The organism is Myxococcus sp. MxC21-1 (genome assembly GCF_032612255.1).
GTDB classification, from domain to species: domain Bacteria; phylum Myxococcota; class Myxococcia; order Myxococcales; family Myxococcaceae; genus Myxococcus; species Myxococcus virescens.
On record NZ_CP123278.1, the window covers coordinates 4,511,698 to 4,536,265 of the forward strand.

Genomic DNA, 24,568 nt, shown 5'->3' on the forward strand with positions numbered 1-24,568 from the left:
CCATGGGACAGAAGGGATTCTTCACCGACACCACGGTCTGCATCGGCTGCAAGGCCTGCGAGGTCGCGTGCAAGCAGTGGAATCAGCTCCCCGACGACGGCTTCCACTTCACCGGCATGTCGTATGACCACACCGGTGCGCTGGGCGCGTCGACGTGGCGGCACGTGGCCTTCGTGGAGCGGCCGGTGCCCCTGCCCGGCGTGTCCACGGCCATCGCGGACTTCTCGTGGTTGATGATGTCGGACGTGTGCAAGCACTGCCAGCGCGCGGGGTGCCTGGAGGCGTGTCCCACCGGCGCCATCGTCCGCACCGAGTTCGACACCGTCTACGTGCAGCCCGACGTGTGCAACGGTTGCGGGTACTGCGTGCCGGCCTGTCCCTTTGGCGTCGTCTCGCGCCGGGAGGATGACGGCCGGGCCTGGAAGTGCACGCTCTGCTACGACCGGCTGGGTGAAGGCATGACGCCCGCGTGCGCCAAGGCGTGCCCCACCGAGTCCATTGTCTTCGGAGACCTGGAGGACCTGCATGCGCGCGCGGAAGCCCGCGTCCAGAGCCTGCACGAGCGCGGATTGAAGGACGCGTATCTGTACGGAAAGGACGCGGCGAACCAGCCCGGGACGGGAGGCCTCAACGCCTTCTTCCTGCTGGTGGACCGGCCGGAGGTCTACAACCTGCCACCCGACCCCGTGGTGCCCACGATGAAGGCGCGCGAGTCCTGGACGGTCGTGGCCGTGGGCGCGCTGGGAATGGCAGCGGTGGCACTGGGCGCGGTGTGGGTCGGCGAGGAGGAACGTCGATGACCTCTCCGCACGAACCCGGGGATTCCCTGCTGGACCGGCTGCAGCGCCGCGGGGATGGACGCAACGTGGACCCCGCGCTGGGCGTGCTCGCGGGTGAAGGGGCCCAGCAGCGAGTGGAGACGCTGGAGCGCACGCCGGGCCTCCACCCTTCCCTGCCTGAGACGCCGGAGTCGCCGAGCTACTACGGCCTGCCCGTCATCAAGGAGCCAGTGTGGATCGCCGCGGTCCCCATGTACCTCTACGTGGGTGGCGTGGCGGGCGCGACGAGTGTCCTGGGCCTCGCCGTGGAGCTGACTGGAGGACGCCGCCTGCAACGGCTCGCGCGGCGCTGCGTCTGGGTGGGCACGGTGGGCGACATGGTGAGCGCGGGGTTGCTCATCTACGACCTGGGACGTCCCGCGCGCTTCCTCAACATGCTGCGCGTCTTCCGTCCCACTTCGCCCATGAGCATTGGCTCGTGGGTGCTCGCGGGCTCGGGGGCCTCAACACGCTGGCGCTCCTGCTGGGCCGCCGGCGCGGCGTGCCGGGCGCGGTGGGACGGGTGGCCGGGGCTGGCGCCGCGGCGCTGGGCCTGCCGCTGTCGGGATACACGGCGGTGCTGCTGACCAACACCGCCGTGCCGCTGTGGCAGTCCATGCACCGCACGCTGCCGCTGTTCTTCATGGCCTCGGCGACGGCGGCGGCGGGCAGCCTGCTCTCCCTGCTGCCACATGCGCGCCACGAAGCCCCCGTCCTGCGCGCGTACCGCATCGCGGGCAAGTTGGCGTCACTGGCCATGGGGCTCGCGGTGGAGCGTGACGTGGAAAGAATCGCGGAGGTCGCCAGGCCCATGCGGGAAGGACTCCCTGGTGCGCTGTGGCGGACGTCCAAGGCGTGCGCCGTGGCGGGGCTGGCCCTGGACCTGCTGCCGCGGTGTCCCCGTTGGGCTGAGGTGGCGGCGGACGTGCTGACCACGGTGGGCGCGGTGGCGGCGCGCTTCGCCATCTTCGAGGGTGGCAAGGCCTCCGCGCGGAATCCACAGGCGACCTTCCAGGCGCAACGACAGGGACAGGGCGCCGCGGAAGCCGTCGGTCATACGATGGCGGCGGACGGCCGGCCCTTGAAATTCCCTCTGCCAGTGCTGCGCTAGCATTGCATTCAACGAGACACTTTGAGTGTCTCCGGATGCGGGAAGCAGCAGGCGATGTCCATCATCGAGGATGAGGACTCCCGATGACGAGCGTTGCGGGCATCATCCGTCGACATCAAGAGGAAATCATCCGGCGGTGGTTCGAGCAGGCAGCCCAGGCCGCGTCCGCTCGAGGGCTCGACGCCCCCGAGTTCAAGAACATCATGCCTGTCTACGTGGCCTCGCTCGCCGACGAGGAAGGAGCGCCCGGTGCGCTTGCCCACGCGCGGCGGGCGCACGTCGAGACGCATGTGGCCGCCCGCCTCCGGCAGGGCTTCAATGTGGCGGAGGTCATCGAGGAGTTCGCCATCCTGGGACGGTGCATCGCCAGCATGTGGGCGAACGCTTCGCCTGAAGCCCGCCCGAGCGCCCTTGACGTCGAGCGGCTCTTCACCGAGATGCATGCCGCTTCGACCGCCGTGTCGGAACTCTTCAGCCGTCACCTGCTGGAGGATGAGCAGACGGAGAAGCGATACCTGCGACTGCTCCAGAAGGTGGCCAGTGAGGCGCTTGTCGATGGGGATGCGGCATCCCTGCGTGACCACTTGAAGGACGTCCTCGAGTTGATCATCGAGGCGATGGGCGCCCAGAGTGGTGCCGTGCTCCTGTATGAGGCCCAGGGGGAACAGCTCGTCACCGCGGCCGCCGCGGGATTGGCGAGCGAGCAGCTCGAGCACTACGCGGCCTCCATGAATCCTGCGTCCTTTCCTGGCAGGGTTGCCGCCGCGGGCGAGGAGACCAGCTCGGTCCTGGATGCCGAGACGACGTCGCTCGAGGTGAGCCCTCCGCTGCGTCAGAGCGGACTTCGTTCGCTGCTCGGGGTTCGGCTTCCCCCCCACCGCGCACTGGTAGGCATCATGTATGTCGGCCTTGCCGAGGTCCGGGAATTCACCGCCCGGGAGAAGGGGCGGCTCCTGTCTCTGGGCCAGCAGCTGAGCGTCCACCTGGACAACGCCAAGCTGTACGCGAATCTGCGCGAGAAAATCGAAGCGTTGCAGGCCGAGCGAGCGCTTCGCGAGCACTTCGTCTCGGTGCTCGCCCACGACCTTCGCGGCCCCCTGTCGGCGGCGAAGTCGGGGGCTCAGCTGCTCATGCGGCATCCCGAGCGACTGGACCAACGACGCGATCTGGCGCTGCGCATTGACCGGAACATTGAACGCACCGACCGGATGGTGCGGGATCTCCTCGACGCGAACCGTATCCAGGGGGGCCAGCGGCTCCCGCTTCGCCTCGACATGTGCGACCTGGGCGGTGTCGCTCAGGAAGTGGTCGAAGAGCTGATTGCGCTCCATGGGGACCGCTTCGTCCTCCAGGCGGAGGAGCGCGTCCGGGGAATCTGGAGCGCGGAAGAGCTCCGCCGCGCGCTCTGGAACCTGGGCAGCAACGCCATCAAGTACGGGTCCGCCACGGAGCCCATCACCTTCGCCGTCACACGGGCCGGAGACCGGGCGCGAGCGTCCGTCCACAACCGCGGCCCCGTCATCGCGCCCGCGGACCAGGAACAGATTTTCAAGCCCTTCACCCGGACCCACTCCGCGCAGGAAGGCCCTTCGAAGGGTTGGGGGCTTGGACTGACGCTCGTCTGGGGGTGTGCACAAGCACATGGAGGAACGATCTCCGTCCAGAGTGACGCCGCGACCGGAACGACCTTCTCCCTGGAGCTGCCGCTGGACGCCCGCCCCTACCAGCCTCGTGAGCCGTGAGCCGCCGTCCTGCCCCGGTATCGGGCGTTGGCTGACAGAAGGGTGACACCCCAGTGGGTTGTACGAATATGATCCCCTTCGCCTTCGCCTCTCATTGGACGCTGAGTGTGCTCTTCCAGAGCCTCTTCCAGCACCGCTATGCCGCGCACCGGATGTTCACGATGACGCCGCGCGCTGAACGGGCCCTGCACTTGAGCACCGCGCTGGTGCAGGGCTCGAGCTACCTCGACCCACGCGCCTACGCCATCCTTCACCGTGAACACCATGCCTATGCGGACACCGACCGTGACCCGCACTCCCCCGTGCACCACAAGCACCTGCCGCGCATGATGCTGGAAACGGGGCGCCGCTACGGGGGCCTGCTCACGGGGAGCGTCCAGGCCGAGGCACGCTTCATCGGTGGCTACCCCGAGTGGCCCGCCGTGGACCGCTTCTTCTGCAGCTGGTCTTCACGTCTGGGGTTTGGTGCGCTCTACACGCTCTTCTACAAGCGCTTCGCCACGCGCCGATGGCACTGGGCGCTCCTCCCTGTGCACTTCGTGATGGGGCCCTTGCACGGCGCCATCGTGAACTGGTGCGGACACCGGTACGGCTACCGCAACTTCGCGCCCCGAGACGAGTCGCGCAACACGCTGCCCCTGGACGTGGTGTGCATGGGCGAGCTGTTCCAGAACAACCACCATGCCCGGCCGGCGAGCCCCGACTTCGCCGCGAGGCGTTTCGAGCTGGATCCCACCTGGCAGGTGATGCGGTTGCTCGCACGGCTGAAGCTCATCCAGCTGCGCAAAGTGCCTCGTGAGGATGTACCCCGGCCAATGGAGGGGCGCCGGAGCTTGCCGCTCAAGACTTCCCCCCGCCCCGAGGCAGCAGTGTCTCCACCATGCCCTTGAGCGACTGCTTCAGGATGCCGCCCGTGTCCACGTCGCCCTTCGCCAGCGCCTGGGCATAGTGCTTCGCCTGTTCGAAGGTGATGTGCGGCGGTAGCAGCGGAACGTCCGGGTCCACGTAGGCCTCGAAGACGACGGGCCGGTCGGCGCTCAGCGCCTCATCCCACGCGCGGCCCAGCGACTCCGGCCGGTCCACGCGAATGCCCTTGAAGCCCAGGGACTCCGCATAGGCCGCGTAGGGGAAGTCCGGCAGGTCCTGCGACGCGGGCAGCTTCGGGTCTCCCGCCAGCACGCGCTGCTCCCACGTCACCATGTTGAGGTCCCGGTTGTTGAGGACCATGACGATGAAGCGCGGGTCCTTCCACTCCTTCCAGTACTTGGCCACGGTGATGAGCTCCGCGTTGCCATTCATCTGCATGGCGCCGTCGCCCACCAGCGCGATGATGGGCCGGTGCGGGAATGCGAACTTGGCGCCGATGGCGTAGGGCACGCCGCAGCCCATGCTGGCCAGGTTCCCGGACAGCGACGCCATCATCCCCTTGCGAATCTTCAGGTACTGCGCGTACCAGCTCGTGCCCGACCCCGAATCGGCCGTCAGGATGACGCCATCCGGCAGCCGTTGCGACAGTTCGAAGAACACGCGCCGGGGGTTGACGGGATTCGCGCTGTCCATCGCGAGCGCCTCCGCCGTCTTCTCCCACTGCCGCACGCTCTTCACCACGCTGTCGCGCCAGCTCCGGTCCTTCTTGTGTTCGAGCATGGGAATCAGCGCCTTCAGCGTCTCCTGACTGTCCCCCACCAGCGCCACCTCCATGGGGTAGCGGATGGCCAGCATCCGGCCGTCGAGGTCGACTTGAACGCCCCGGGCCTGTCCCTCCTTCGGGAGGAACTCCGAGTACGGAAAGCTGGTGCCCACCATCAGCAACGTGTCGCAGTCCGACATCAGGTCCCAGCTCGCCTTGGTGCCCAGCAGCCCGATGGAGCCGGTGACATAGGGCAGGTCATCCGGCAGCACCGCCTTGCCCAGCAGGGCCTTCGCCACGCCCGCGCCCAGCAGCTCCGCCACGTGCATCACCTCGTCCGCCGCGGCCTGCGCTCCGGCGCCTACCAGCATGGCCACCTTCTTCCCGGCGTTGAGCACGTCCGCCGCCCGCCGCAAGTCCCGCTCACGAGGCAGCACCCGCGGCACGCTGGAGCCCACGCTCGAATGGACCGTGCCGTGCGCGTGCGGAGGCTTTTGGTAGGCCTCTTCCTGGACGTCGTTGGGGATGATGACGCACGTCACGGTGCGCTCGTAGATGGCGACGCGCATCGCCCGGTCCACCGCGTGGCGGATGGCGGAGGGGCTGGTCACCATGGTGAGGTATTCGCTGGCCACGTCCTTGAAGAGGGACATCAGGTCCACCTCCTGCTGGAAGTGGCCGCCCAGCGCGGCGCGCGTCTGTTGTCCGACGATGGCCACCACCGGCTGGTGGTCCAGCTTGGCGTCATAGAGACCATTGAGCAGGTGGATGGCCCCGGGCCCCGACGTGGCCAGACACACGCCCGGCTCGCCGGTGAACTTCGCGTGCGCACAGGCCATGAACGCGGACATCTCTTCATGGCGCGTCTGCACGAAGCGGAACTCCGACGTGCGCCCGAGCGCGCCGAGGATGCCGTTGATGCCGTCACCGGGATAGCCATAGATGCGGCGGACGCCCCACTGGGACAGGCGGTGCAGCAGGTAGTCGGAGACGGTGGCGCTCATGGCGGCTCCTCGGGTTTGGGGACGCCATCAAGCTAGGCACCCGGGCACCGCCGCCTGCGGCGGAGCACCCATCCGCCCGTCCAGCGGCCGGGGCAGCGACCGGGCACTGGTGGACACTTCGAAGCCGGGCAACCGCGGGGAATGTCCACCACTGGCTCTCGCGGAGGGCGTGCAAGGAAGAAGCCTGGAGCCAGGCACCCAGGCAATGGCCTGCTGGGCTCCGGTCATGGCTCTGTGCATCGCCTTCTTCGTTCCCTTCATCGCCGCGGCACTGGCCGTGCTGTTCACCCGGCTGTTCAAGTCACGGGCGGGCTGGGTGCTCGCCCTGTTTCCGGCGGGGCTGGCGGTATGGTTCGGCGCACAGGTTCCCGCCGGGGTCCGCGGTGAGGTGCCCTCGCTGACGCTGCCGTGGATGCCGGACCTGGGCATTGAACTCGCGCTTCGGCTGGACGGCCTGTCCCTGCTGATGGCGCTGCTCATCACCGGCCTGGGCACGCTCGTGGTCATCTACGCGGGGCGCTACCTGGTCCACCATGAGGTGCTGGGTCGCTTCTATGGTTGGCTCCTGCTCTTCATGGGCGGGATGCTGGGCATCGTCCTCGCCGACAACACGCTCCTGCTCTTCGTCTGCTGGGAGGTGACGACCTTCAGCTCGTTCATCCTCATCGGCTTCGAGCACAAGGAAGACGCCGCCCGCGAATCCGCGCAGCGGGCCCTGCTGATCACCGCGCTGGGCGGACAGTCCCTGCTGGTGGGCCTGCTCCTGCTGGGCGACGTGGTGGGCACGCTGTCCATCTCCGGCACCATCTCCGCCGCGGACACCGTGCGCGACAGCCCCCGCTACCTGGCCATCCTCCTGCTGGTGCTGGGCGGAGCCTTCACCAAATCAGCGCAGATGCCGTTCCACACCTGGCTGCCGGGCGCGATGACAGCGCCCACGCCCGTGAGCGCGTACCTCCACTCCGCCACCATGGTGAAGGCCGGCGTCTTCCTGCTGGCGCGGCTGTCGCCCGTCCTGGGAGGCACACCCCCATGGGAAACCATCCTCACTTTCGTGGGCACGATGACGATGGTGCTGGGCGCCCTGCTGGCGCTGGGGCACACGGACCTCAAGCTGGTGCTCGCGTACGCGACGGTGAGTGTCCTGGGGGCCCTGGTGATGTTGCTGGGTCAGGGCACCGCGGCCTCCATCCAGGCCATGGTGACGTTCCTCACCGCGCACGCGCTCTACAAGGGCACGCTGTTCCTGGTGGCGGGATCGGTGGACCACGAGACGGGCACACGCGACGTGACGCACCTGGGAGGGCTGCGCAAGCACCTGCCGATGACGGCCGCCGCCGCCGTGGCCGCCGCCTTGTCGATGATGGGCCTGCCGCCGCTCTTCGGCTTCGTGGGCAAGGAACTCATCTACGAGGCCTGCCTGGAGGGCCCGGGAGGCTGGCCCCTGGCGGTGGGGGCCATGGTGGGCTTCGGCGGCATGGTGGCCGCGGCGCTGCGCGTGGGCGTACAGCCCTTCGCGGGCAAGACGTTCCGCGCCGAAAAGCCGGAGTCGAAGGTCCACGAAGCGCCTCCGTCCATGTGGGTGGGGCCCGCGCTGCTCGCCGCCGCCGGGCTGGTGTTGGGCCTGGTGCCCTGGGCCATCCAGCCCCTGCTGGCCATGGCTGCGGTGGACATTGGTGGAAGTCAGGCAGGGGGCCTCGAGCTGACGCTGTGGCATGGCGTGACGCCCGCCCTGGGGTTGAGCGCGGGGAGCCTCGTCTTGGGCGGGGGCCTCTTCGCGCTGCGCCAGCCGGTGCTGAAGGGCCTGCGCGCCCTGAATCTGTCCAGCCACGGCCCGGAGCGTTTCTACCAGGCCTCCCTGAGCGGCCTGATCAAGCTGTCCTCGTCGATGACGCGGGTGCTCCAGAATGGCTCGCTGCACCAGTACATCGTCGTCACCATGGCCACGTTCGGCGGGCTGCTGGCGCTCGCGGTGGTGCTGCGGCTAGGGGAATGGCCCGGGGGCGTGTCCATGGACGTGCTGCCCTACGAGTTGGTGGTCCTGGTGGGCATCCTCGTGTCGGCGGTGCTGGCCGTGGTGTCGCGCTCGGCGCTGACGTCCATCCTCGCGCTGGGCGCGCTGGGCCTGGCGGAGGCGCTGCTGTACGTGTTCTTCGGCGCGCCGGACCTGGCCATGACGCAGGTCGTGGTGCAGACGCTCACCGTCATCCTGTTCGCGCTCGTCTTCTCGCGCTTCCCGGTGCAGCCGCACGAGCACCGCTTCCGCTGGTGGACGGCGGCTCTGCCCCTGGCTGTGGGCGGGCTCATCACCTGGACCCTGTTGCACGTGGCCTCGCGGCCCTCGCACACGCGGCTGGCGGACTTCTATGCCTCGCAGAGCGTGCCCGCCGGCAAGGGGCTGAACATCGTCAACGTCATCCTGGTGGACTTCCGGGCGCTCGACACCCTGGGAGAGGCCACCGTGCTGGCGACGTCTGGACTGGGTGTCTATCTCCTGTTCCGCACGCGCTCCCAGCGAAAGAAGAGGCAGGTATGAATCCCGTGGTGATGCACACCGTGGCGCGGATGATGACGCCGGTGCTGCTGCTCGTGTCCGTGGTGCTGGCCGTGCGTGGCCACGACATTCCCGGTGGTGGGTTCGTCGGCGGATTGCTGGCGGCCACGGCGTTCGCGTTGCAGATGGTGGCGTTTGGCCGGCCCGCGGCGCGCAAGCAACTGCGGGTGCACCCCACCCGGTTGGCCGCGGCGGGCCTGCTGGTGGCGCTTTTCAGCGGCGTCCCTTCGATGCTGGAAGGCCGGTCTTTCCTGTCCGGAATCTGGGCGCAGTTGCCGGTGCCGGGGACGGGGGGATTGAAGGTGGGTACCCCACAGCTCTTCGACGTGGGCATCTATCTGGTCGTCCTGGGGACGGCCATGTCCTTCATCCTGGGCATGGCCCGGGGCGAGGACACCACGGCGCCGGAGATGGGGGGCTAGGCATGGAACTGTTCCTCGCGATCACCGTGGGCGGCCTCTTCGCGGCGGGGTTCTACTGCCTGATGCTCCACAGCATCGTCCGCATCGCGTTGGGGCTGGTGCTGCTGGGCAGCGCCACCAACCTCCTGATCTTCACCGTCAACGGGCTGCAGCGCGGCTTCGCGCCCCTGGTGCCCGAAGGCCAGGAGGCCCTCTCCCCGCCCTACGCGGACCCGGTGCCCCAGGCCTTCATCCTCACCGCCATCGTCATCAACTTCGGCCTGCTCGCGCTGCTGCTGGTGCTGGTGCACCGCGCCGCGCAGGAGACGGGGACCGATGACACGCGGGCCCTGCGCACCGAGCTGAAGGACTCCCAGCGATGACGCCCTCCGCGCTGCTCAGCCTGCCCATGATCCTGTGCCTGGGCGCCGCGGCCGCGGGGCTGCTCACCCCGTCACGCGCATGGCCGCGCCGGTGGCTGGCGCTGATGACGATGGTGTCCCTCTCCGTGGTGGGCGCGATGCTGCTGGTGACGGTGCGCCGCGAAGGCATCCAGTCCATGCAGGTGGGCGGGTGGGCGGCGCCTTTTGGCATCACCCTGGTCGCGGACCTGCTGAGCGCCCTGCTGGTGCTCGTCACCGGGGTGATGGGCCTGACGGTGGTCTCCTACTCCGCGGCCACGCTCCCGGCGTCGAAGGAGGCGGGCGCCTACTACCCGCTGGTGCTGGTGCTGGTAGGCGGCGTGTGCGGTGCGTTCCTGACCGGAGACCTCTTCAACCTCTTCGTGTGGATCGAGGTCATGCTGGGCGCCTCGTTCGTGCTGCTCGCGCTGGAGGCCCGACAGGAGCAGCTCGAAGCGTCCATCAAATACATGTCGCTGAGCCTCATGGGCTCGGTGGTGCTGCTGTGCGCGGTGGGCCTGCTGTACGGGGCGGCGGGCACGCTGAACATGGCGGACCTGGCCGTCACGGTGCCGGGCCTGGGCACGCCGAACCTGATGACGGCCGTGTCCATGTTCTTCCTGGTGGCCTTCGCGCTGAAGGCGGGCGCCTTTCCCCTCTTCTTCTGGCTGCCGGCCTCGTACCACACGCCCCCGGCGGCGGTGACGACGCTCTTCTCCGCGCTCCTCACCAAGGTCGGCGTCTACGCCCTGGCGCGCGTGTTCACCCTGGTCTTCACACAGGACGCTCAGCTCACCAGCACCCTCCTGCTGGTGATGGGCGGCCTCACCATGGTGACGGGCGTGCTGGGCGCGGTGGCGCAGTACGACATGCGCCGGCTGCTGTCCTTCCACATCATCAGCCAGATTGGCTACCTCATCGCCGCCCTGGGGCTGCTCACCCGGAGCGCGCTGACGGCGCTCATCGCCTTCCTCATCCACTACATCTTCGCGAAGTCGGCGCTCTTCCTGGTGAGCGGGGCCACCGCGCGTGTCACCCGCACCTACGACTTGCACCAGATGGGCAACCTGTACCGGACCCAGCCCCTGCTGGCCGCGCTGTTCTTCATCCCCGCGCTGTCGCTCGCGGGCGTGCCGCCCTTCTCCGGGTTCTTCGCCAAGCTGGCCGTCATCCAGGCGGCGCTGCGGGCCGAAAACTGGATCATCGCGGGGACGGCTGTCGTCGTGGGCCTGCTCACCCTCTTCTCCATGATGAAGATCTGGCGCGAGGCCTTCTGGAAGGCGCCGCCGGAGGACCAGCCGCAGGAACCCATCCGGCCGCTGAGCCTGGGAGATGGCGTGCTCGGGCCCTGCATGGCGATGACACTGTTCATGGTCGTCCTGGGCCTGGGCGCCGAGCCACTGCTGGAGCTGGCGGACGCCGCCGCGGGCCAGTTGCTGGACCCGGAGGAGTACGTGCGGGCGGTGCTGGGGGGACGCCCATGACCGCGTTCCTCTGGAACCTGATGCTGGCGCTCCTCTGGGCCGCGATGCTGGGGAACGTCACTCCAGAGAACCTCCTCACGGGGTTCGTCATCGGCTTCGCGCTGCTGGCCCTCATCGACACGCAGCATGGGCCCTCGCGTTATGGGACGCAGGCGTGGAACGTGGTGCGGCTGGTGGCGGGGGTGGGCTGGGACGTGCTGGTCGCCAACGTGCGGGTGGCCTACGAGATCGCGACGCCCAAGCTCCACACCCGTCCCGCCATCTACCGCTACGACATGGAGGCGCGCACGGACGCGGAGATCACGCTGCTGACGCTCATCGTCACCTTCGCGCCGGGCACGCTGGCCCTGGAGGTGTCCGAGGACCGCAAGGCCATCTACGTCCACGTCATGTTCGCCACCACCCGGGAGGCGTTCTGCCAGGAGCTCCGCGAGCGCGTGGAGATTCCACTGTTGAGGGCACTGCGATGAGCGACTGGCTGCAGAGCATCACCCAGGGGGCCCTCGGGGCCATCTCCGTCTCGATGCTGTTCTCGCTCCACCGGCTGCTCCGGGGGCCGTCGCTGACGGACCGGGTGGTGGCGCTGGACCTCTTCTCGCTCCAGACGTCGGCGGTCATCACCGTCTACGCCCTTTGGATGGGACAGCCCGAGCTGGTGGACGTGGCCCTGGTGCTGGCCGTCATCGGGTCCATGGGCACCATCGTCATCGCCAGGTACCTCTACAGCGCGCAGAGGGGCACGCCATGAAGGAAATCATCACCGCGGTGTTGCTGGTGTTGGGGGCGTTGCTGATGCTCCTGGCGGGGCTGGGCCTGTTCCGGATGCCGGACCTGTTCCTGCGGCTCCACGGGGCCGCGAAGGCGTCCTCGCTGGGCGTGGGCCTGCTGATGGGCGCGGCGGCGCTGGGCCTGGGAGACGTCAGCGTGGTGGCCCGCGCGGCGCTGGGCGTCACCTTCGTCTTCGTCATGACGCCCGTGGCCACGCTGCTCATCGCGCAGGCGGCGTTTCGCGCCGGCATCCCGCTCTGGGAGCGCACGCACCAGAACGACCTGGAGGAACACCACCCCGCTGGAGGTCCGTACGAGCCGCGCCTGGGGCCCGATGGCGAGGATTGAACGCCGGACGGGTGGGTGCACCTCCAAGGTCCACCGGTCCACGGCGGGCCGCTCCGCCCGGCCGCTGGGGCTACCGCCCCCTGGACCGGCACAATGCCCGCCAGGCCGCGAACGGCGCGCCCGGGAGACACTACGCGCGGCACGCGAGCGCGAGCGACACTGTCGCCACGCCCAGGCCCATCCCGTCATGGGTCGGGACGAATCAGAAGGAAGGTGGCGCCATGGACCGCACGCGGCAGCGGAAGCTCCAGGCGGAACACGCGGACGCCGTGGCCCACTGGAGCCTGGTCCGGGACGTACTCATCGCGGGAGGGCTGGTGGGCACGCTCGGCGCATGCGCCATGGCCGCGCTGGCCCTGCTGCTGGGCGGTATCACCCAGGGCGACCTCTGGTACGCGCCACGGCTGGTGGGCGGCGTGGTCTTCAGGGACGCGCCCGTTGGGACCGCGGCGGTGGTGCTCGGTTTCGCCCTGCACTTCGCGACGGCGGGAGGGCTCGCCACCGCCTTCGCGATGCTGGTGCCTCGAGGTGGCTCGGCACTGACGGCCGTGATGCTGGGCCTGCTCGCGGGCCTGACGCTCCAGGCCGTCATGCCCGTGCTGGTCGTCCCCTGGGCCGCGCCGCCGTTGGAGCGAGCGGGACCGCCCATCGCCGCGTTCCTGCTCCTGCACCTGGTCTTCGGCGCGTGCCTGGGCGTCCTGACGCCTGTCCGGAAGGCCTTGCTCCTCCTGGATGCGAAGCGCCGTGGCGTCCGGGCACTCCCGGAACCGCCGCACTGAGCCCGCGGCTCGGGCGCATCAGGGCAGCGGCAGCCAGGGCGGCGCCACGCGAGGGGGCCGCTTCGTTCGGTGCCCGGCAACCGCGACACGGGAAAGGGCCCTGGCGGCAGCGTCGGCCACGCCCGGGCCGCGGCTTCCGCCAACACCAGCCCCACGAGGATGCCAACGAAGACACCCGCGGTGCCGATGACGAGCCGGGGCCCGCCGGGCCGCTCCGCCAGGTGCATGAAGAAGAAGGCAATCAGCACGGCCTTGCACAGCGCGATGCCCAGCGCGACCGGTACCGACCACGCCCCCAGGGGCAACCTCGACAACCCGAAGGACAGCGTGGCCAGCGCCAGCAACACGGCTCCGACGGCCAGCACCCGGACCCCACCCCGCATGCGCGCCTCCTCACGTCAGGTACAGCAGTGGCCAGAGGAACAACCAGACGACGTCCACCAGGTGCCAGTACATCCCACCCAGCTCCACGGGCGTGTGGAAGCGGGCCCCGAACTCCCCCGCCAGCGTCCGCAACGCCAGCGTGACGAGCACGCCCACCCCCACGAGCACATGCACCGCGTGCAAGCCTGTCATCACCCAGTACAGCGTGAAGTAGAGGTTGGCGCCGGGAAGGGCGAACGCCTCATAGGCGTACCAGGCGCCGGGCAGCGCCCCGTCATGCACGTGCTTCGTGTACTCCGCGGCCTTGATGAACAAGAACGCGATGCCCAGCAGCACCGACAGCGCGAGCAACGCCGCCGCGGCGAAGTCGCGTCCATTCCGGATGGCATCCACCGCGAGCGCCACGAGGATGCTGCTGACCACCAGCACGAAGGTGTTCAGCGTCCCCAGGAACACGTCCATGTGCGCGGGCGCCTGCTGGAACACACCGGGATACGTCAGCCGGTACAGGGCATACGCGGTGAACAACACCGAGAAGAGCAGCACCTCCGTGGCCAGGAAGATCCACATGCCCAGGTGCGCGGCGTCCTGGCGGGACGCCTCGTCTCCAAAGTGGAGGGCACGAGGCTCCACCGGGCGCGGGCTCGCCTCATGCCGCATGCTCCACCTCCGTGTTGGCGCCAGGGTTCGCGTAGTCGTGCGGCGGCCTGGGAAACCGCGGCGGCGCGTGGAAATTGAACTCGGGGGGCGGTGAGTCGCTGAGCCACTCATACCCCTCGCTTCCCCAGGGGTTCCGCCCCGCCGCCCGGCCATGCCGCAGCGACCAGCCCAGGTAGATGGCGACGATGAGGAAGCCGAAGCCCAGCAGGGACGCCCCAGCGGTGGACGCCACGTGCAGCGGCTGGAACGCCTCCGGGTAGTCCGCGTACCGGCGGGGCATGCCCAGATTGCCCAGCAGGAACTGAGGCAGGAAGGTGGCGATGAAGCCGAAGATGATGAGCACCGCCGTCCCGATGCCCATGCCCTCCGGGTACATGCGGCCGGACATCTTCGGGAACCAGTAATGCAGCGCCGCGAGGAAGGCCATCAGCGACGCGCCCACCATGATGAAGTGGAAGTGCGCCACCACGAAGTACGTGTCATGCCAGTGCAGATCCGCGGACGTGACGGCCACGGCGACCCCGCTCATGCCTCCGAAGAAGAGCAGGAAGATGAAGCCGAGCACGTAGGTGAACGGCGTGGAGACCCACAGGCTCCCCCGGTACATGGTGCCCAGCCAGGTGAAGATCTTCATCGCGGTGAAGATGGCCACCAGCATGGACAGCACGCTGAACGCGCCCGCCCCGAAGGTGGACTGGCCGGAGACGAACATGTGGTGTCCCCACGTGAGAAACCCCACGAAGGAGATGCCCACCGTGCTCCAGACAATCACCCGGTAGCTGAAGGGGCGCTTGCGGCTGAAGGCGCACACCGTCTCGCTGATGACGCCCATGCCCGGCAGCACCATGATGTAGACGGCCGGGTGGCTGTAGAACCAGAACAGGTGCTGGAAGAGCAGCGGGTCCCCTCCCCGGCTCGGGTCGAACAGTCCCGCGCCCGCCACCCGCTCCAGCGCCACGAGCACCAGCACCATGCCCAGCACCGGCGTCGCGAGCACCTGGATGATGGACGTGCCGTAGAGCGCCCACACGAAGAGGGGCACCTTCATCCACGTCACACCGGGGGCCCGCAGGGTGTGCACGGTGGTGATGAAGTTGATGCCGGTGATGATGGTGGAGAACCCCACCACGAAGACGCCCACGAGCACGGGCATCACCGCCCGCCCGGTGGCGGTGCTGTAGGGCGTGTAGAACGTCCACCCCGTGTCCACGCCGCCCTGGAACACGCCCCACAGCGTCATCACCGCGCCGAGCACGTAGAGGTAGAAGCTGGCCAGGTTGAGCCGGGGGAAGGCCACGTCCCGGGCGCCAATCATCAGCGGCAGCAGGAAGTTGCCGAAGGACGTGGGGATGGACGGGATGAGGAACAGCCACACCATGACGACGCCGTGCACGGTGAAGGCGCGGTTGTAGGCCAGCCGCCCCATCACCGTTTCACCGGGCGTCAGCAGCTCCACGCGCAGGGCCAGGGCGAAGATGCCCCCCAGCAGGAACATCAGCAGCAAGACAGCCAGGAACATCACGCCAATGCGCTTGTGGTCGCGCGTGGTGAGCCAGGACCAGAGCCCTCGCTCCGCGTCCAGATAGCTGGGCCCGGCGACGGAGGGCTCAGCGTGGGAGGGGGCCATACGTGGGCTCCTGGGCGGGGGGCGGCTCCGGACGCTCCGGCTGGAGGGACTTGATGTACTCGACGAGCGCGCCCACCTCGCCAGCGCTCAGCCGCCCGTGGAAGGACGGCATCACCGGCGCGTAGCCCGCGACCACCTTCGCCAGTGGGTCCATCATCGACTCGGTGAGGTACGCGACGTCGGCTCGCACGCTGTCACCCGAGGCCAGCGGCTCCTCGCGGCCATACAGCCCCAGCCAGGAGGGACCGATGTGCGGCGTGCCGTCGATGGTGTGGCACTGGAAGCAGCCCTGCCGCGTGGCGACGACCGCCCCTCGCCGCGCGAGCGGTCCCCGGGTGCCCTCCGCCTCGGAGGATTCATCCGCCACCCAGGTGGGTTGAGCCAACTGCCGGGCCCGCCAGGACTCGAAGGCCTCGGGCTCCAACGCCACCACCTCGGCGCGCATGCGCGAGTGGTCCAGGCCGCAGTACTCCGCGCAAAACACCCGGTAGCGGCCCGGCCTCACGGCCTCGAACCAGAGCTCCGTGTAGCGCCCAGGCAACGCATCCATCTTCAAGCGGAAGGCGGGGACGTAGAAGGAGTGGATGACGTCGCGCGACGTGATCAGCAGGCGCACGGGCGTGCCGGTGGGAACGTGCAGCACGCCCACCATGCCCGGCCCGTCTGGGTACGCGAACTTCCACATCCACTGCTTGCCGGTGACGTAGACGTCCAGCGCGTCGCGCGGCGGCGTGCGCGCCCACACGTAGTCCTGGAACCCCAGCGCGCCCCAGAGAAGGAAGAAGGCCAGCGGCACCCCGGCGAACGCGGCCTCCATCCAGGTAGGCGCGGCCACCGCCGGCTCCTGCGCGGGGCTCGCCCACGGCGGTAGCGCACCAGGAAGAAGAGCCCGGTGAGACCAATGCCCGCGCCCACCACGAAGGTGGTGCCGATGATGAAGAAGTGCATCCGGTCCACGCGCGGGGCCAGCGACGACGCCGCCTCCGGGAGGAAGAGGATTCGTCGCATCAGGTCACTCATGGCCGCCCCCTCTTCTGCGGAGAGGACCTGCTCCATGGCCCGCTCCACCGGCAGGTGGATGACGCCCGCGTCCCGGTCCACCCAGCCATACGTCTGCAACCGCGCCTGCTGTGCCTCGCGCAGCCGAGGCGCGCCGTCCTCCAGGGCGAAGGGCCGCTGGTTGACGTCCGCGACCTCGGGCGCCCCCAGGGACGGGGAAACCCCGCGCTTGCCACGGGCGCGTACCAGTCCTCTCCCCAACGGACCACGAGCAGCGCCCCCACGACCAGGGCGAGCCACGCGGCCCCCACCCCGGCGAGGCGCCGCCCTGGGAGCTGCCGGTGCTCTGGCGGAGGCGGCGTGAAGCCGGTGCTCATGAGCGGGGCACCTGCAGCGAATGGGGCAGGAAGGGGTCTCTCACTGGTACCGTGTAGCCACCGCGCGCGAGCAGCACCCACGCGGCCACCGTCCATCCCCCACGCCGGCCCACGCCGTGGCGCTGGTCCAGTGGAACGTCGCCGTCCCAGGAGAGAGCGCGGGCCACACCAGCCAGTACACGTCCAGTGCCCGCATGAGCAGCAGCCAGGCGCCCACCGCGGCGAGCGCGCCCGCGTGCTGCTTCACGCGACGGAGCAGGAGCAGGAAGAACGGCACGCCGAAGTGCCCCACGGCCAGCGCCACCGCCACCGCCAGCCAGCCTCCGTCCAGGCGGGCGCGGTACCACGTCACCTCCTCCGGCAACGAGGCAATCCACATCAGCAGGAACTGCGAGAAGCCGCAGTAGGCCCACAGACAGATGAAGCCGAGCAGCAGCGTTCCCAACCGGAGGAAGTGCGCCGGCCCCATCAACGCGCCGAACTGCCCCGCGCCTCGCGCCAGCGCGGCGGTGAGGGCCACCGTGGAGAGCGCGCCCACGACCGCGCCACACCCGACCGTGAGCGCGTACACGGTGGACTGCCACAGGGGCTCCAGCGACATCAGCCAGTCCAGGCTGGCGAAGGACAGGCACAGCACCATCAGCGGCAGCGCCCCCGAGGCCAGCCGCCGCTGGTACAGGGTGATGCGCACCGCCCGTTCGGTAATTCCCGGCTCCGCGTCCTGTCGCACCGACCAGCGGAACAGGAGGACGCCCACCGAGCCCCAGACGGCGAAGTACAGAAGGGCCCGGCCCAGGAAGAAGGGCACGTTCAGGTACGGCTGCTTGTGCGCCAGCAACTGAAGGTCATGCCCGCTCAAGCTGGAAGGAAGCGCCACCCAGGGGAACAGGTGTGGCATCGCCAGGGCCACGGGGACGAAGAGCAACGCGAACAGCGGGCAGCTCGCGGCCATGATTTCCAGAGACCGCCGCAGCACGGTGGGCCACCGCGCGCGCGCCGCGTGGAACGCAGCCAGGATGATGAGCGCCCCCAGGCTGAGTGACAGCCAGTACGCGAAGGCGAACAGGTAGCCGTGGGCGGCCTCCCGGGGCGCGGTCCATCCCCCAGCAACGTGGCCAGGAGCCCCAGGCTCCCCACCGCGGCGGCGCCCCAGACCACGCGCCGGCCTTCCGTCAGGCGTGTCAGCACCGCGGCCGTCATGGCGCACCCTCCACGGGTGCCCGCATGAGTTCATCGCGTGCGTCCTCGGGCGCGGCGGACAGCGGTGCGCGCTGGCTGTACGCCAGGACCCGTAGCCATGCCACGACCTTCCAGCGCGCCTCGGGCGTGAGCGCATCCGCGTAGGAAGGCATCAACCCGTAGCCGCCGGTGATGACCGAATAATAGAAGCCCGGCGGGTGTGGCAGCGCCTCCCATCCAGGTGGCACCGGACGGGCGCCCTCCCCTGCGTCCGCCGGCCCCTCAACTCCATGTTCGGGATGTGAATGCGCCTCGCCGTACAGCAAGGGAGGCGGCCGCTCGCCCATGTTCTGGGCGACGATGCTCTGCCCATCACCGAGCAGGCCGTGGCACGGCGCGCACCAGGTCTCGAAGTGGGCACGGCCCTCCCGCAGCGTGTCGCGCGTGAACGGCACGGGGAGCCGCGCCACCTCCACCCAGCCGCCATCCGGAGAGCCCCGGCGGGCATATGCGGCCTCCTGGAAGTACCACTCGCGAGCGACCGTCCCGGGGACGCGGGGCCGCATCGCTCGCGCGTCCGCGAAGTACGGGTTGGCGACGAAGGCCCCGTCGCGAGCCTGCACCCGCATCGGGTCCAGGTCCTCGCAGCCGGCCACCGCCATGAGCCCGAAGGCGACCTGTGCAAGACGCGCACTCATCGCCGGCCCTCCACCGCGAGCACGACGGCGGCGCCGAGTTGGCGGAGAGCGCCTTCCACCGCGTCCACGCCCTCCGAACCGTCCACCGCGACGGCGAGCCAGAACCCGTCGATGCTGGCGCTGCGGAACGCCTCCAGGTCGAAAAACGGATGCGTCACGCGCGGCAGGCCACACGCCACGATGACCCCCAGGAAGATGGCACCCGCCGCCGCCAGGACCGCGGACTCGAAGGTGATGGGAATGAAGGCGGGGCCGCTGTGCAGCGGACGGCCGCCTACGTTCAGCGGCCAGTCCACGGCCTGCGTGAACCACTGCACGACGTAGGCGCCCGCCGCGCCGCCCACCCCGGCAATCAACGCCAGCAGCGGCAGCCTCGAACCGGACACTCCCAGCACGGCGTCCACGTCCTCCACCGGATACGGGGTGTGCGCGTCCAACCGGAGGAAGCCCGACGCCCGCAGCGCCCGGGCCGCCTCCACCATCCGCTCCGGCGATCGGAACTCTCCCAGCACCCAGCGGCTCATCGCGCGCCTCCCTCCCGTACCGACACGTCATGGGCGAAGGCCTCGGAGGCCTCGAGCTCGTGTTGGAGCTCCTTCACCTCGCTGATGGGGACCGGCGGCAGGAAGCGGAGGAACAGCAGGAAGCCCAGCCCGAAGAGCCCCACCGTTCCGGACAGCAGGCTCAGGTCCACCCAGGTGGGCGCGTAGTGCCGCCAGCTCGCAGGCAGGAAGTCCTCGCTGAGCGGAGACACGATGATGATGAAGCGCTCCAGCCACATGCCCACGTTGACGAGCAGCGCCGCGCACCACAGGACCACCGGCTGGGTGCGCAGCCGGGCGGACCAGAAGAGCTGTGGCACCAGCACGTTGCAGGCGAAGACGGTCCAGAACGCCGGCGCATAGGGGCCGGTGCGCAGGATGTTCATCGCGTGCATGTCGTAGGGGTTTCCGCTGTACCAGCCGAAGAAGTGCTCTTGAACGTAGCCGTAGGCCACGAAGAGACCGGAGACGAGCAGCAGCCGCGCCAGCGCGTCCAGGTGCGCCTGCGTCACCACGGCGTGCAGGTGGAGCGCCCGCCGGGCGGGAATCAACAGCGAGAGCACCATGGCCAGCCCGGAGAAGATGGCGCCCGCCACGAAGTACGGAGGAAAGACGGTGCTGTGCCAGCCCGGAAGCTGCGACACGGCGAAGTCGAACGAGACGATGGTGTGCACCGACACGACCAGCGGCGTCGCCAACCCCGCGAGCAGCAGGTAGCCGGTGCGCCAGTGCCGCCAGTGGCGGGCGCTCCCCCGCCACCCCAGGGACAGCAGGCCCCAGAATCGGCGCCGCCAGGGCTGCTTCGCGGTGTCCCGCGCGGTGGCCAGGTCCGGCAACAGGCCCAGGTACCAGAACAGCACCGACACGGTGAGGTACGTGGTGATGGCCACCACGTCCCACGTGAGGGGGGACCGGAACTGCGGCCACATGCGCAGCGAGCTGGGGTACGGCACCAGGTAGTAGAACTTCCAGGGCCGGCCCAGGTGCAGCAGGGGGAACAGCGCCGCGCACACCAGGGCGAACAGCGTCATCGCCTCCGCCATGCGGTTGACCGAGCTGCGCCACTTCATGCCGAAGAGCAGGAGGATGGCGGAGATGAGCGTGCCGGCGTGGCCAATGCCAATCCACCAGACGAAGTTGATGATGCCGAACGCCCACGCCACCGGGATGTTGTTGCCCCACATCCCCACGCCCGTGACGAAGGTGATGGTGATGGCCACCGCCAGCAGCACCGTCAGCGCCGCGCACACGCCGACGAGCGCCCACCACCCCATGCCCGGCGCGGTGAGCACCGGCCGCAGCAGCGCCTCACCAAGCTGCGCGTCCGTGCGTCGCTCCTCGAGCAGCGGGTGGACGACCAGCGGGTCCGCCGTCACCGGAGCCAGGGGCAGTGGCTCGCTCATCCCGTGGCCTCGCTTGGATTCTTCAGCCGGATCAGGTGGACGGTGCGCGGCCGCGTCCCCAGGTGGTTCAACAAGGCGTAATGGCGCGGGTCTTGGTGCAGCCGCGTGACGGGGTCCTCCGGTTGGTTCAAGTCACCGAAGACGATGGCCTCCGTGGGACACGCCTGCTGACACGCGGTGCGCACCTCCCCTTGCCGGATGGCACGGTGCGCCACGCGCGCGGTGATGCGGGCGGCCTCGATGCGCTGCACGCAGTACGTGCACTTCTCCATCACCCCGCGCGAGCGCACCGTCACCTGGGGGTTGCGGTACATCCGGTCCAGGGGTCCGCCGCGGTTGTATTCCAGGTAGTTGAAGCGCCGGACCTTGTAGGGGCAGTTGTTGGAGCAGTACCGCGTGCCGACGCAGCGGTTGTAGACCATCTGGTTGAGCCCCTCGTCCGAGTGGACGGTGGCGGCCACGGGGCACACGTACTCGCAAGGCGCGTACTCACAGTGCACGCACATCAGCGGCTGGGTGATGACGGCGGGGTTGTCCGCGTCTCCCATGAAGTAACGGTCGATGCGCAGCCAGTGCATCTCCCGTCCGCGCCGCACCTGGTCCTTCCCCACGGCGGGGATGTTGTTCTCCGCCTGGCACGCCACCACACAGGCACTGCACCCCGTGCAACGGTGCAGGTCGATGGACATGCCCCAACGATGGCCCGGCGCGTCCGGCACGGGCCGAGGCGGATACAGGTGTTCTTCCGGTGCCTGGAGCGCGGGGAGCCGCGCATCGCCCTGGGCCGCGAAGCGGGCGGACGTCGTCTGGAGCGCGATGGGCCGGCCCTCCATGTGCCAGTGCTCCTGCGTCAGCGCGAAGTCGTGGTGGCCATCCACGCGCGTGAGCCGCACGCCGGAGGCCCACCAGGGCGCGTCCTGGAAGCGCAGCACCTGGGCGTCGAAGCCCACGCCGCGCGCCACCGGACTGCCCAGGCGCTGGCCGTACCCCAGCGGCAGCGTGAGCGTGTCATTGGCCTGCCCGGGAACCACCAGCACGGGCGCTTCCATCGAACGGCCGCGAAGCTCCAGGCGGACGCGGTCGCCTCGCACCAGCGACAGGCGCGAAGCCGTGGCGGGACTCACCCACACGGCATTGTCCCAGGTGAGCTGCGTCACCGGGTCCGGCAGTTCCTGGAGCCAGGGATTGGCGCCGTAGCGACCGTCATGGACCTTGGCGTCCGTGACGAAGTGCAGCTCCAGCCCGTCCCCCGAGGGCGGCAGCGACTGGACCGCCGCGAGCACCGACGCGGCATCCACGGCGGCCTGTTGCACCGGCAGCCGCGTGCCAGGAACGACGCCCTCCGCGAGCCAGCGTTCCCATTCCTCCTCGAAGCCTCCCGATGCCGCGGCGTGCTCGCGCCACTGGGCCCGCAGTCGCTCGTAGGGCGTGGTCGCCAGCGCTCCGGCGAAGGCCCCCAGCAGCTCCAGCGGAGGCACGGCGCTCTCCACCAGCGGCGCGATGAGCGGCTGCAGGATGGTCGCGGTGCCATCCACCGCGCGCCCATCGTCCCAGGCCTCGAACGGATGCGTGGAGGGGACGGACCAGGACACCCGCGCGGCGGTCTCATCGTCGTGGAGCGCGCAGTACACGGCGTCCTCCACCAGCCCCAGCGCCTCCCCCAGGGGTACGTCCGTGGGCGCGCGGTAGACGGGGTTCCACGCGGTGATGACCAGCGTGTCCACCACGCCCGCACGGATGTCCGCGACGAGCGCCGGCAACGCCGCCTCGTCCGGCGCGGGCACCAGGAGCGAGTCCACGCACCGCACCGTTCCACCGTGCAAGGTCGCGTTGAGCAGATGCGCCAGCGCGTGCACCGCCGCGGGCTGGGATTCTCCCACCACGATGAACGCCCCGTCCCCCTGCTCCACCAGGTCTCGAGCGGCCCCTGCCACCCAGCGATGCTCCGCGGGAGCCAGCGCCCCGCGCCCGAGCCCCCTCAACGCATCGTGCCCCAGCAGTCGCCCCAACTCCGCCGCGAGCGCCCGGGCAATCCACGGCACACGAGACGGGCGCGCCCGAAGCCGCTCGTCCGCGAAGGCGCCCGTGAGGCTCAAGCGACTCTCCACCACCCAGAGGCGATTGAGCGCCGGCGGCATGCGCGCGGAGACGAATTCACGTGGCGCGCGCAGTCCTCCCGTCAGCGTGGACAGGAAGTCGTCATCCAGGACCACCACGGCGCGCGCGGAGCCCCAATCCGGCATCGCGCGCAGGGACCGGCCCCACGCCAGGCGGGCGCCCTCGTGCGCGTTCCCCGTCTGCGTGGCGCTGAAGGGCACCACCCGGGCCTTCGGGAAGCGAGCCAGGATGCGCTCGAAGGTCCGGGTCCACAGCGGTGACGCGGTGGGCTCCACCAGCAGGCGAAGTCCCGCCCCTCCGTCCTGGCGCGCGGCGCGACGGCGCACCATCTGGAAGACCTGGGACAGGGAGGTGGGCGCGCCACGGTGGCGTACGGCCCGAGCACGGTGCGGGTCATACAGGCCCAGCAGCGACGCCTGTTCGTGTGCGCCCGCCGCTCCCAGGCTCTCCGGGTGGGACGGATTGCCCTGCACCAGCGTGGGCCGCCCCTCCTGGCTGCGCACCAGGACGCCCCGCGCGTAGCCGTCCAAAGAAAGCCCCGTGGCGTAGTGGAGCGGGATGCCTGGAGTGACGTCCGGCGGTGGCCGCGAATAGGGCAGGACCTTCTCCGGCGGCGCGCGGAAACAGCCCGTCAGGCCCGCGGCGGCGGTGCCGAACGCGGCCAACTCCAGCAACACGCGCCGGGACAGCCCCCGAGGTGGCGCATCGGCATCCAAGGGAAACTCACCCGGCGATGGCACGGGCGCGGCGCCCTGTCTCGCCTCCAGGCTGCGCCAGGGCTCGGCTCCCTCCAGGACGGGGAGCGGATATCGGTCGGTCAGCGGTGGCATGTGGAGCACTCGGTCCGGGGCGAGACATCCAGGGCCCGCATCACCCGCAGCCCCACGTCGCGGGCTGGGCCCCGCGGGCTCCACGTCATGTCCGCGACGTGCTCCGGAGGCCGCAGGTGCGGCGCCGGGTCGCGGTGGCACTCCAGGCACCAGCCCATGGTGAGCGGCGCGACCTGCTCCACCAGCGGCATCTGGTCCACGCGGCCGTGGCAGCTCACGCACCCCACGCCCTTGTGGACGTGGATGGCGTGGTTGAAGAAGACGTACTGCGGCAGCCGGTGGACCCTGTTCCACGGAATGGGCCGGTCCTCGAAGTAGCTCTGGCGCACGGGCGCCAGCAGCGCGCTCTCGTTCCAGATTTGCGCGTGACAGCCCATGCACCGGCTGGTGGGTGGAATCCCCGCCGAAGGCCCCTGCCACGCGCCGTCATGGCAGTAGCGGCAGCCAATGCCCTCGTCCGCCGCGTGGTGGCGGTGGTCGAACTGCACCGGCTGCTGCACGGGCTCGAAGGCCCCCGTCCCCAGGGGACTGCGGGCCAGCAGCAGCAACGCCACGGGCGTGGCCACCGGCAGCACGGCCATCAGGCCGAGCACGGCTCGCAGGACTCCATCAGTCGCCGGTGGAAAGAGACCCATACACCGCCCAGGCAGGCACGAGGCCCGCACCTAGCGGAGCGGCGTTTGGGGGCGATAGCGCGGACCTCGCAGCGTG

The 24,568-nt window shown here is 69.7% G+C and carries 22 protein-coding genes and 2 pseudogenes; 13 read left to right on the forward strand and 11 right to left on the reverse strand.

The features are described from left to right. Positions 1 to 2: 2 nt before the first annotated feature. The 5 genes from QEG98_RS20315 (at position 3) to QEG98_RS20330 (ending at position 4,561) form a co-directional block, all read left to right on the forward strand. Positions 3 to 800 carry a 4Fe-4S dicluster domain-containing protein gene (locus QEG98_RS20315; RefSeq protein WP_316567769.1) on the forward strand — a complete coding sequence of 266 codons (798 nt, stop codon included), beginning with the start codon at positions 3 to 5 and terminating at the stop codon, positions 798 to 800. Then, positions 797 to 1,405, forward strand: coding sequence for an NrfD/PsrC family molybdoenzyme membrane anchor subunit (gene nrfD / locus QEG98_RS20320; RefSeq protein ID WP_316567770.1), 609 nt, complete (start codon positions 797 to 799; stop codon positions 1,403 to 1,405). Before QEG98_RS20315 ends, nrfD (QEG98_RS20320) begins: the two co-directional genes overlap by 4 nt. After that, on the forward strand, positions 1,333 to 1,929 hold the full coding sequence (locus QEG98_RS42005; RefSeq protein WP_410478077.1) for a hypothetical protein: 597 nt from the start codon (positions 1,333 to 1,335) through the stop codon (positions 1,927 to 1,929). The genes nrfD (QEG98_RS20320) and QEG98_RS42005 overlap by 73 nt, the downstream gene beginning before the upstream one ends. Positions 1,930 to 2,012: 83 nt before the next feature. Further along, a complete protein-coding gene (locus QEG98_RS20325) occupies positions 2,013 to 3,671 on the forward strand; it encodes a GAF domain-containing sensor histidine kinase (RefSeq protein ID WP_316567771.1) in 1,659 nt (552 codons plus the stop codon). Between the two features lie 68 nt (positions 3,672 to 3,739). Continuing rightward, entirely contained in the window at positions 3,740 to 4,561 is an 822-nt protein-coding gene (locus tag QEG98_RS20330) for an acyl-CoA desaturase (protein ID WP_316567772.1), read from the forward strand. Here QEG98_RS20330 and QEG98_RS20335 read toward each other — a convergent pair. Beyond that, positions 4,512 to 6,305 (reverse strand): thiamine pyrophosphate-requiring protein, encoded by a 1,794-nt coding sequence (locus tag QEG98_RS20335; protein ID WP_316567773.1) that lies wholly within the window; start codon positions 6,303 to 6,305, stop codon positions 4,512 to 4,514. The two genes, QEG98_RS20330 and QEG98_RS20335, sit on opposite strands and share 50 nt — an antisense overlap. Positions 6,306 to 6,531: 226 nt before the next feature. On the opposite strand from QEG98_RS20335, the gene mbhE reads away from it, so the two are divergent. The 8 genes from mbhE to QEG98_RS20375 all read left to right on the forward strand — a co-directional run bounded on the left by mbhE (position 6,532) and on the right by QEG98_RS20375 (position 13,040). Beyond that, positions 6,532 to 8,841 carry a hydrogen gas-evolving membrane-bound hydrogenase subunit E gene (gene mbhE / locus QEG98_RS20340; protein ID WP_316567774.1) on the forward strand — a complete coding sequence of 770 codons (2,310 nt, stop codon included), beginning with the start codon at positions 6,532 to 6,534 and terminating at the stop codon, positions 8,839 to 8,841. Continuing rightward, positions 8,838 to 9,281: a Na+/H+ antiporter subunit B gene (locus QEG98_RS20345; RefSeq protein WP_316567775.1), complete on the forward strand. Its 444-nt coding sequence runs from the start codon at positions 8,838 to 8,840 to the stop codon at positions 9,279 to 9,281. The genes mbhE and QEG98_RS20345 overlap by 4 nt, the downstream gene beginning before the upstream one ends. 2 nt (positions 9,282 to 9,283) lie before the next feature. After that, complete coding sequence (locus tag QEG98_RS20350; protein ID WP_316567776.1) at positions 9,284 to 9,643, forward strand: NADH-quinone oxidoreductase subunit K; 360 nt, start codon at positions 9,284 to 9,286, stop codon at positions 9,641 to 9,643. Then, the gene (locus QEG98_RS20355; protein WP_316567777.1) at positions 9,640 to 11,145 is read left to right on the forward strand and encodes a proton-conducting transporter membrane subunit; all 1,506 of its coding nucleotides are present in this window, start codon (positions 9,640 to 9,642) and stop codon (positions 11,143 to 11,145) included. Before QEG98_RS20350 ends, QEG98_RS20355 begins: the two co-directional genes overlap by 4 nt. After that, positions 11,142 to 11,615: a Na+/H+ antiporter subunit E gene (locus QEG98_RS20360; protein WP_316567778.1), complete on the forward strand. Its 474-nt coding sequence runs from the start codon at positions 11,142 to 11,144 to the stop codon at positions 11,613 to 11,615. The genes QEG98_RS20355 and QEG98_RS20360 overlap by 4 nt, the downstream gene beginning before the upstream one ends. Continuing rightward, positions 11,612 to 11,893: a monovalent cation/H+ antiporter complex subunit F gene (locus QEG98_RS20365; protein WP_090494489.1), complete on the forward strand. Its 282-nt coding sequence runs from the start codon at positions 11,612 to 11,614 to the stop codon at positions 11,891 to 11,893. Before QEG98_RS20360 ends, QEG98_RS20365 begins: the two co-directional genes overlap by 4 nt. Next, positions 11,890 to 12,261 (forward strand): monovalent cation/H(+) antiporter subunit G, encoded by a 372-nt coding sequence (gene mnhG, locus QEG98_RS20370; RefSeq protein ID WP_140792086.1) that lies wholly within the window; start codon positions 11,890 to 11,892, stop codon positions 12,259 to 12,261. The genes QEG98_RS20365 and mnhG overlap by 4 nt, the downstream gene beginning before the upstream one ends. A gap of 221 nt (positions 12,262 to 12,482) precedes the next feature. Further along, positions 12,483 to 13,040 (forward strand): hypothetical protein, encoded by a 558-nt coding sequence (locus tag QEG98_RS20375; RefSeq protein WP_316567779.1) that lies wholly within the window; start codon positions 12,483 to 12,485, stop codon positions 13,038 to 13,040. 182 nt (positions 13,041 to 13,222) lie between these two features. Here the strand turns inward: QEG98_RS20375 and QEG98_RS20380 are convergent. The 10 genes and pseudogenes from QEG98_RS20380 to QEG98_RS20425 form a co-directional block, all read right to left on the reverse strand. Next, positions 13,223 to 13,423 (reverse strand): annotated as a pseudogene (locus QEG98_RS20380) (cytochrome C oxidase subunit IV family protein); the annotation flags it as partial. 10 nt (positions 13,424 to 13,433) lie between these two features. Beyond that, positions 13,434 to 14,084, reverse strand: a complete 651-nt coding sequence (locus QEG98_RS20385; protein WP_090494497.1) for a cytochrome c oxidase subunit 3 — start codon at positions 14,082 to 14,084, stop codon at positions 13,434 to 13,436. After that, positions 14,074 to 15,711 (reverse strand): cbb3-type cytochrome c oxidase subunit I, encoded by a 1,638-nt coding sequence (locus QEG98_RS20390; RefSeq protein WP_316567780.1) that lies wholly within the window; start codon positions 15,709 to 15,711, stop codon positions 14,074 to 14,076. Before QEG98_RS20390 ends, QEG98_RS20385 begins: the two co-directional genes overlap by 11 nt. Beyond that, positions 15,692 to 16,731 (reverse strand): annotated as a pseudogene (gene coxB / locus QEG98_RS20395) (cytochrome c oxidase subunit II). The gene QEG98_RS20390 and the pseudogene coxB overlap by 20 nt, the downstream one beginning before the upstream one ends. Positions 16,732 to 17,127: 396 nt before the next feature. Beyond that, the gene (locus QEG98_RS20400) at positions 17,128 to 18,063 is read right to left on the reverse strand and encodes a hypothetical protein (protein ID WP_316567781.1); all 936 of its coding nucleotides are present in this window, start codon (positions 18,061 to 18,063) and stop codon (positions 17,128 to 17,130) included. Positions 18,064 to 18,283: 220 nt separating this feature from the next. Then, positions 18,284 to 18,964, reverse strand: a complete 681-nt coding sequence (locus QEG98_RS20405) for a cytochrome c (protein ID WP_316567782.1) — start codon at positions 18,962 to 18,964, stop codon at positions 18,284 to 18,286. Then, the gene (locus tag QEG98_RS20410) at positions 18,961 to 19,488 is read right to left on the reverse strand and encodes a DUF3341 domain-containing protein (RefSeq protein ID WP_090494504.1); all 528 of its coding nucleotides are present in this window, start codon (positions 19,486 to 19,488) and stop codon (positions 18,961 to 18,963) included. The genes QEG98_RS20405 and QEG98_RS20410 overlap by 4 nt, the downstream gene beginning before the upstream one ends. Continuing rightward, positions 19,485 to 20,909, reverse strand: a complete 1,425-nt coding sequence (gene nrfD / locus QEG98_RS20415) for an NrfD/PsrC family molybdoenzyme membrane anchor subunit (protein WP_316567783.1) — start codon at positions 20,907 to 20,909, stop codon at positions 19,485 to 19,487. The genes QEG98_RS20410 and nrfD (QEG98_RS20415) overlap by 4 nt, the downstream gene beginning before the upstream one ends. After that, positions 20,906 to 23,866 (reverse strand): 4Fe-4S dicluster domain-containing protein, encoded by a 2,961-nt coding sequence (locus QEG98_RS20420; RefSeq protein ID WP_410478050.1) that lies wholly within the window; start codon positions 23,864 to 23,866, stop codon positions 20,906 to 20,908. The genes nrfD (QEG98_RS20415) and QEG98_RS20420 overlap by 4 nt, the downstream gene beginning before the upstream one ends. After that, a complete protein-coding gene (locus QEG98_RS20425) occupies positions 23,845 to 24,492 on the reverse strand; it encodes a cytochrome c3 family protein (protein WP_316567785.1) in 648 nt (215 codons plus the stop codon). Before QEG98_RS20425 ends, QEG98_RS20420 begins: the two co-directional genes overlap by 22 nt. Between the last annotated feature and the right edge of the window lie 76 nt (positions 24,493 to 24,568).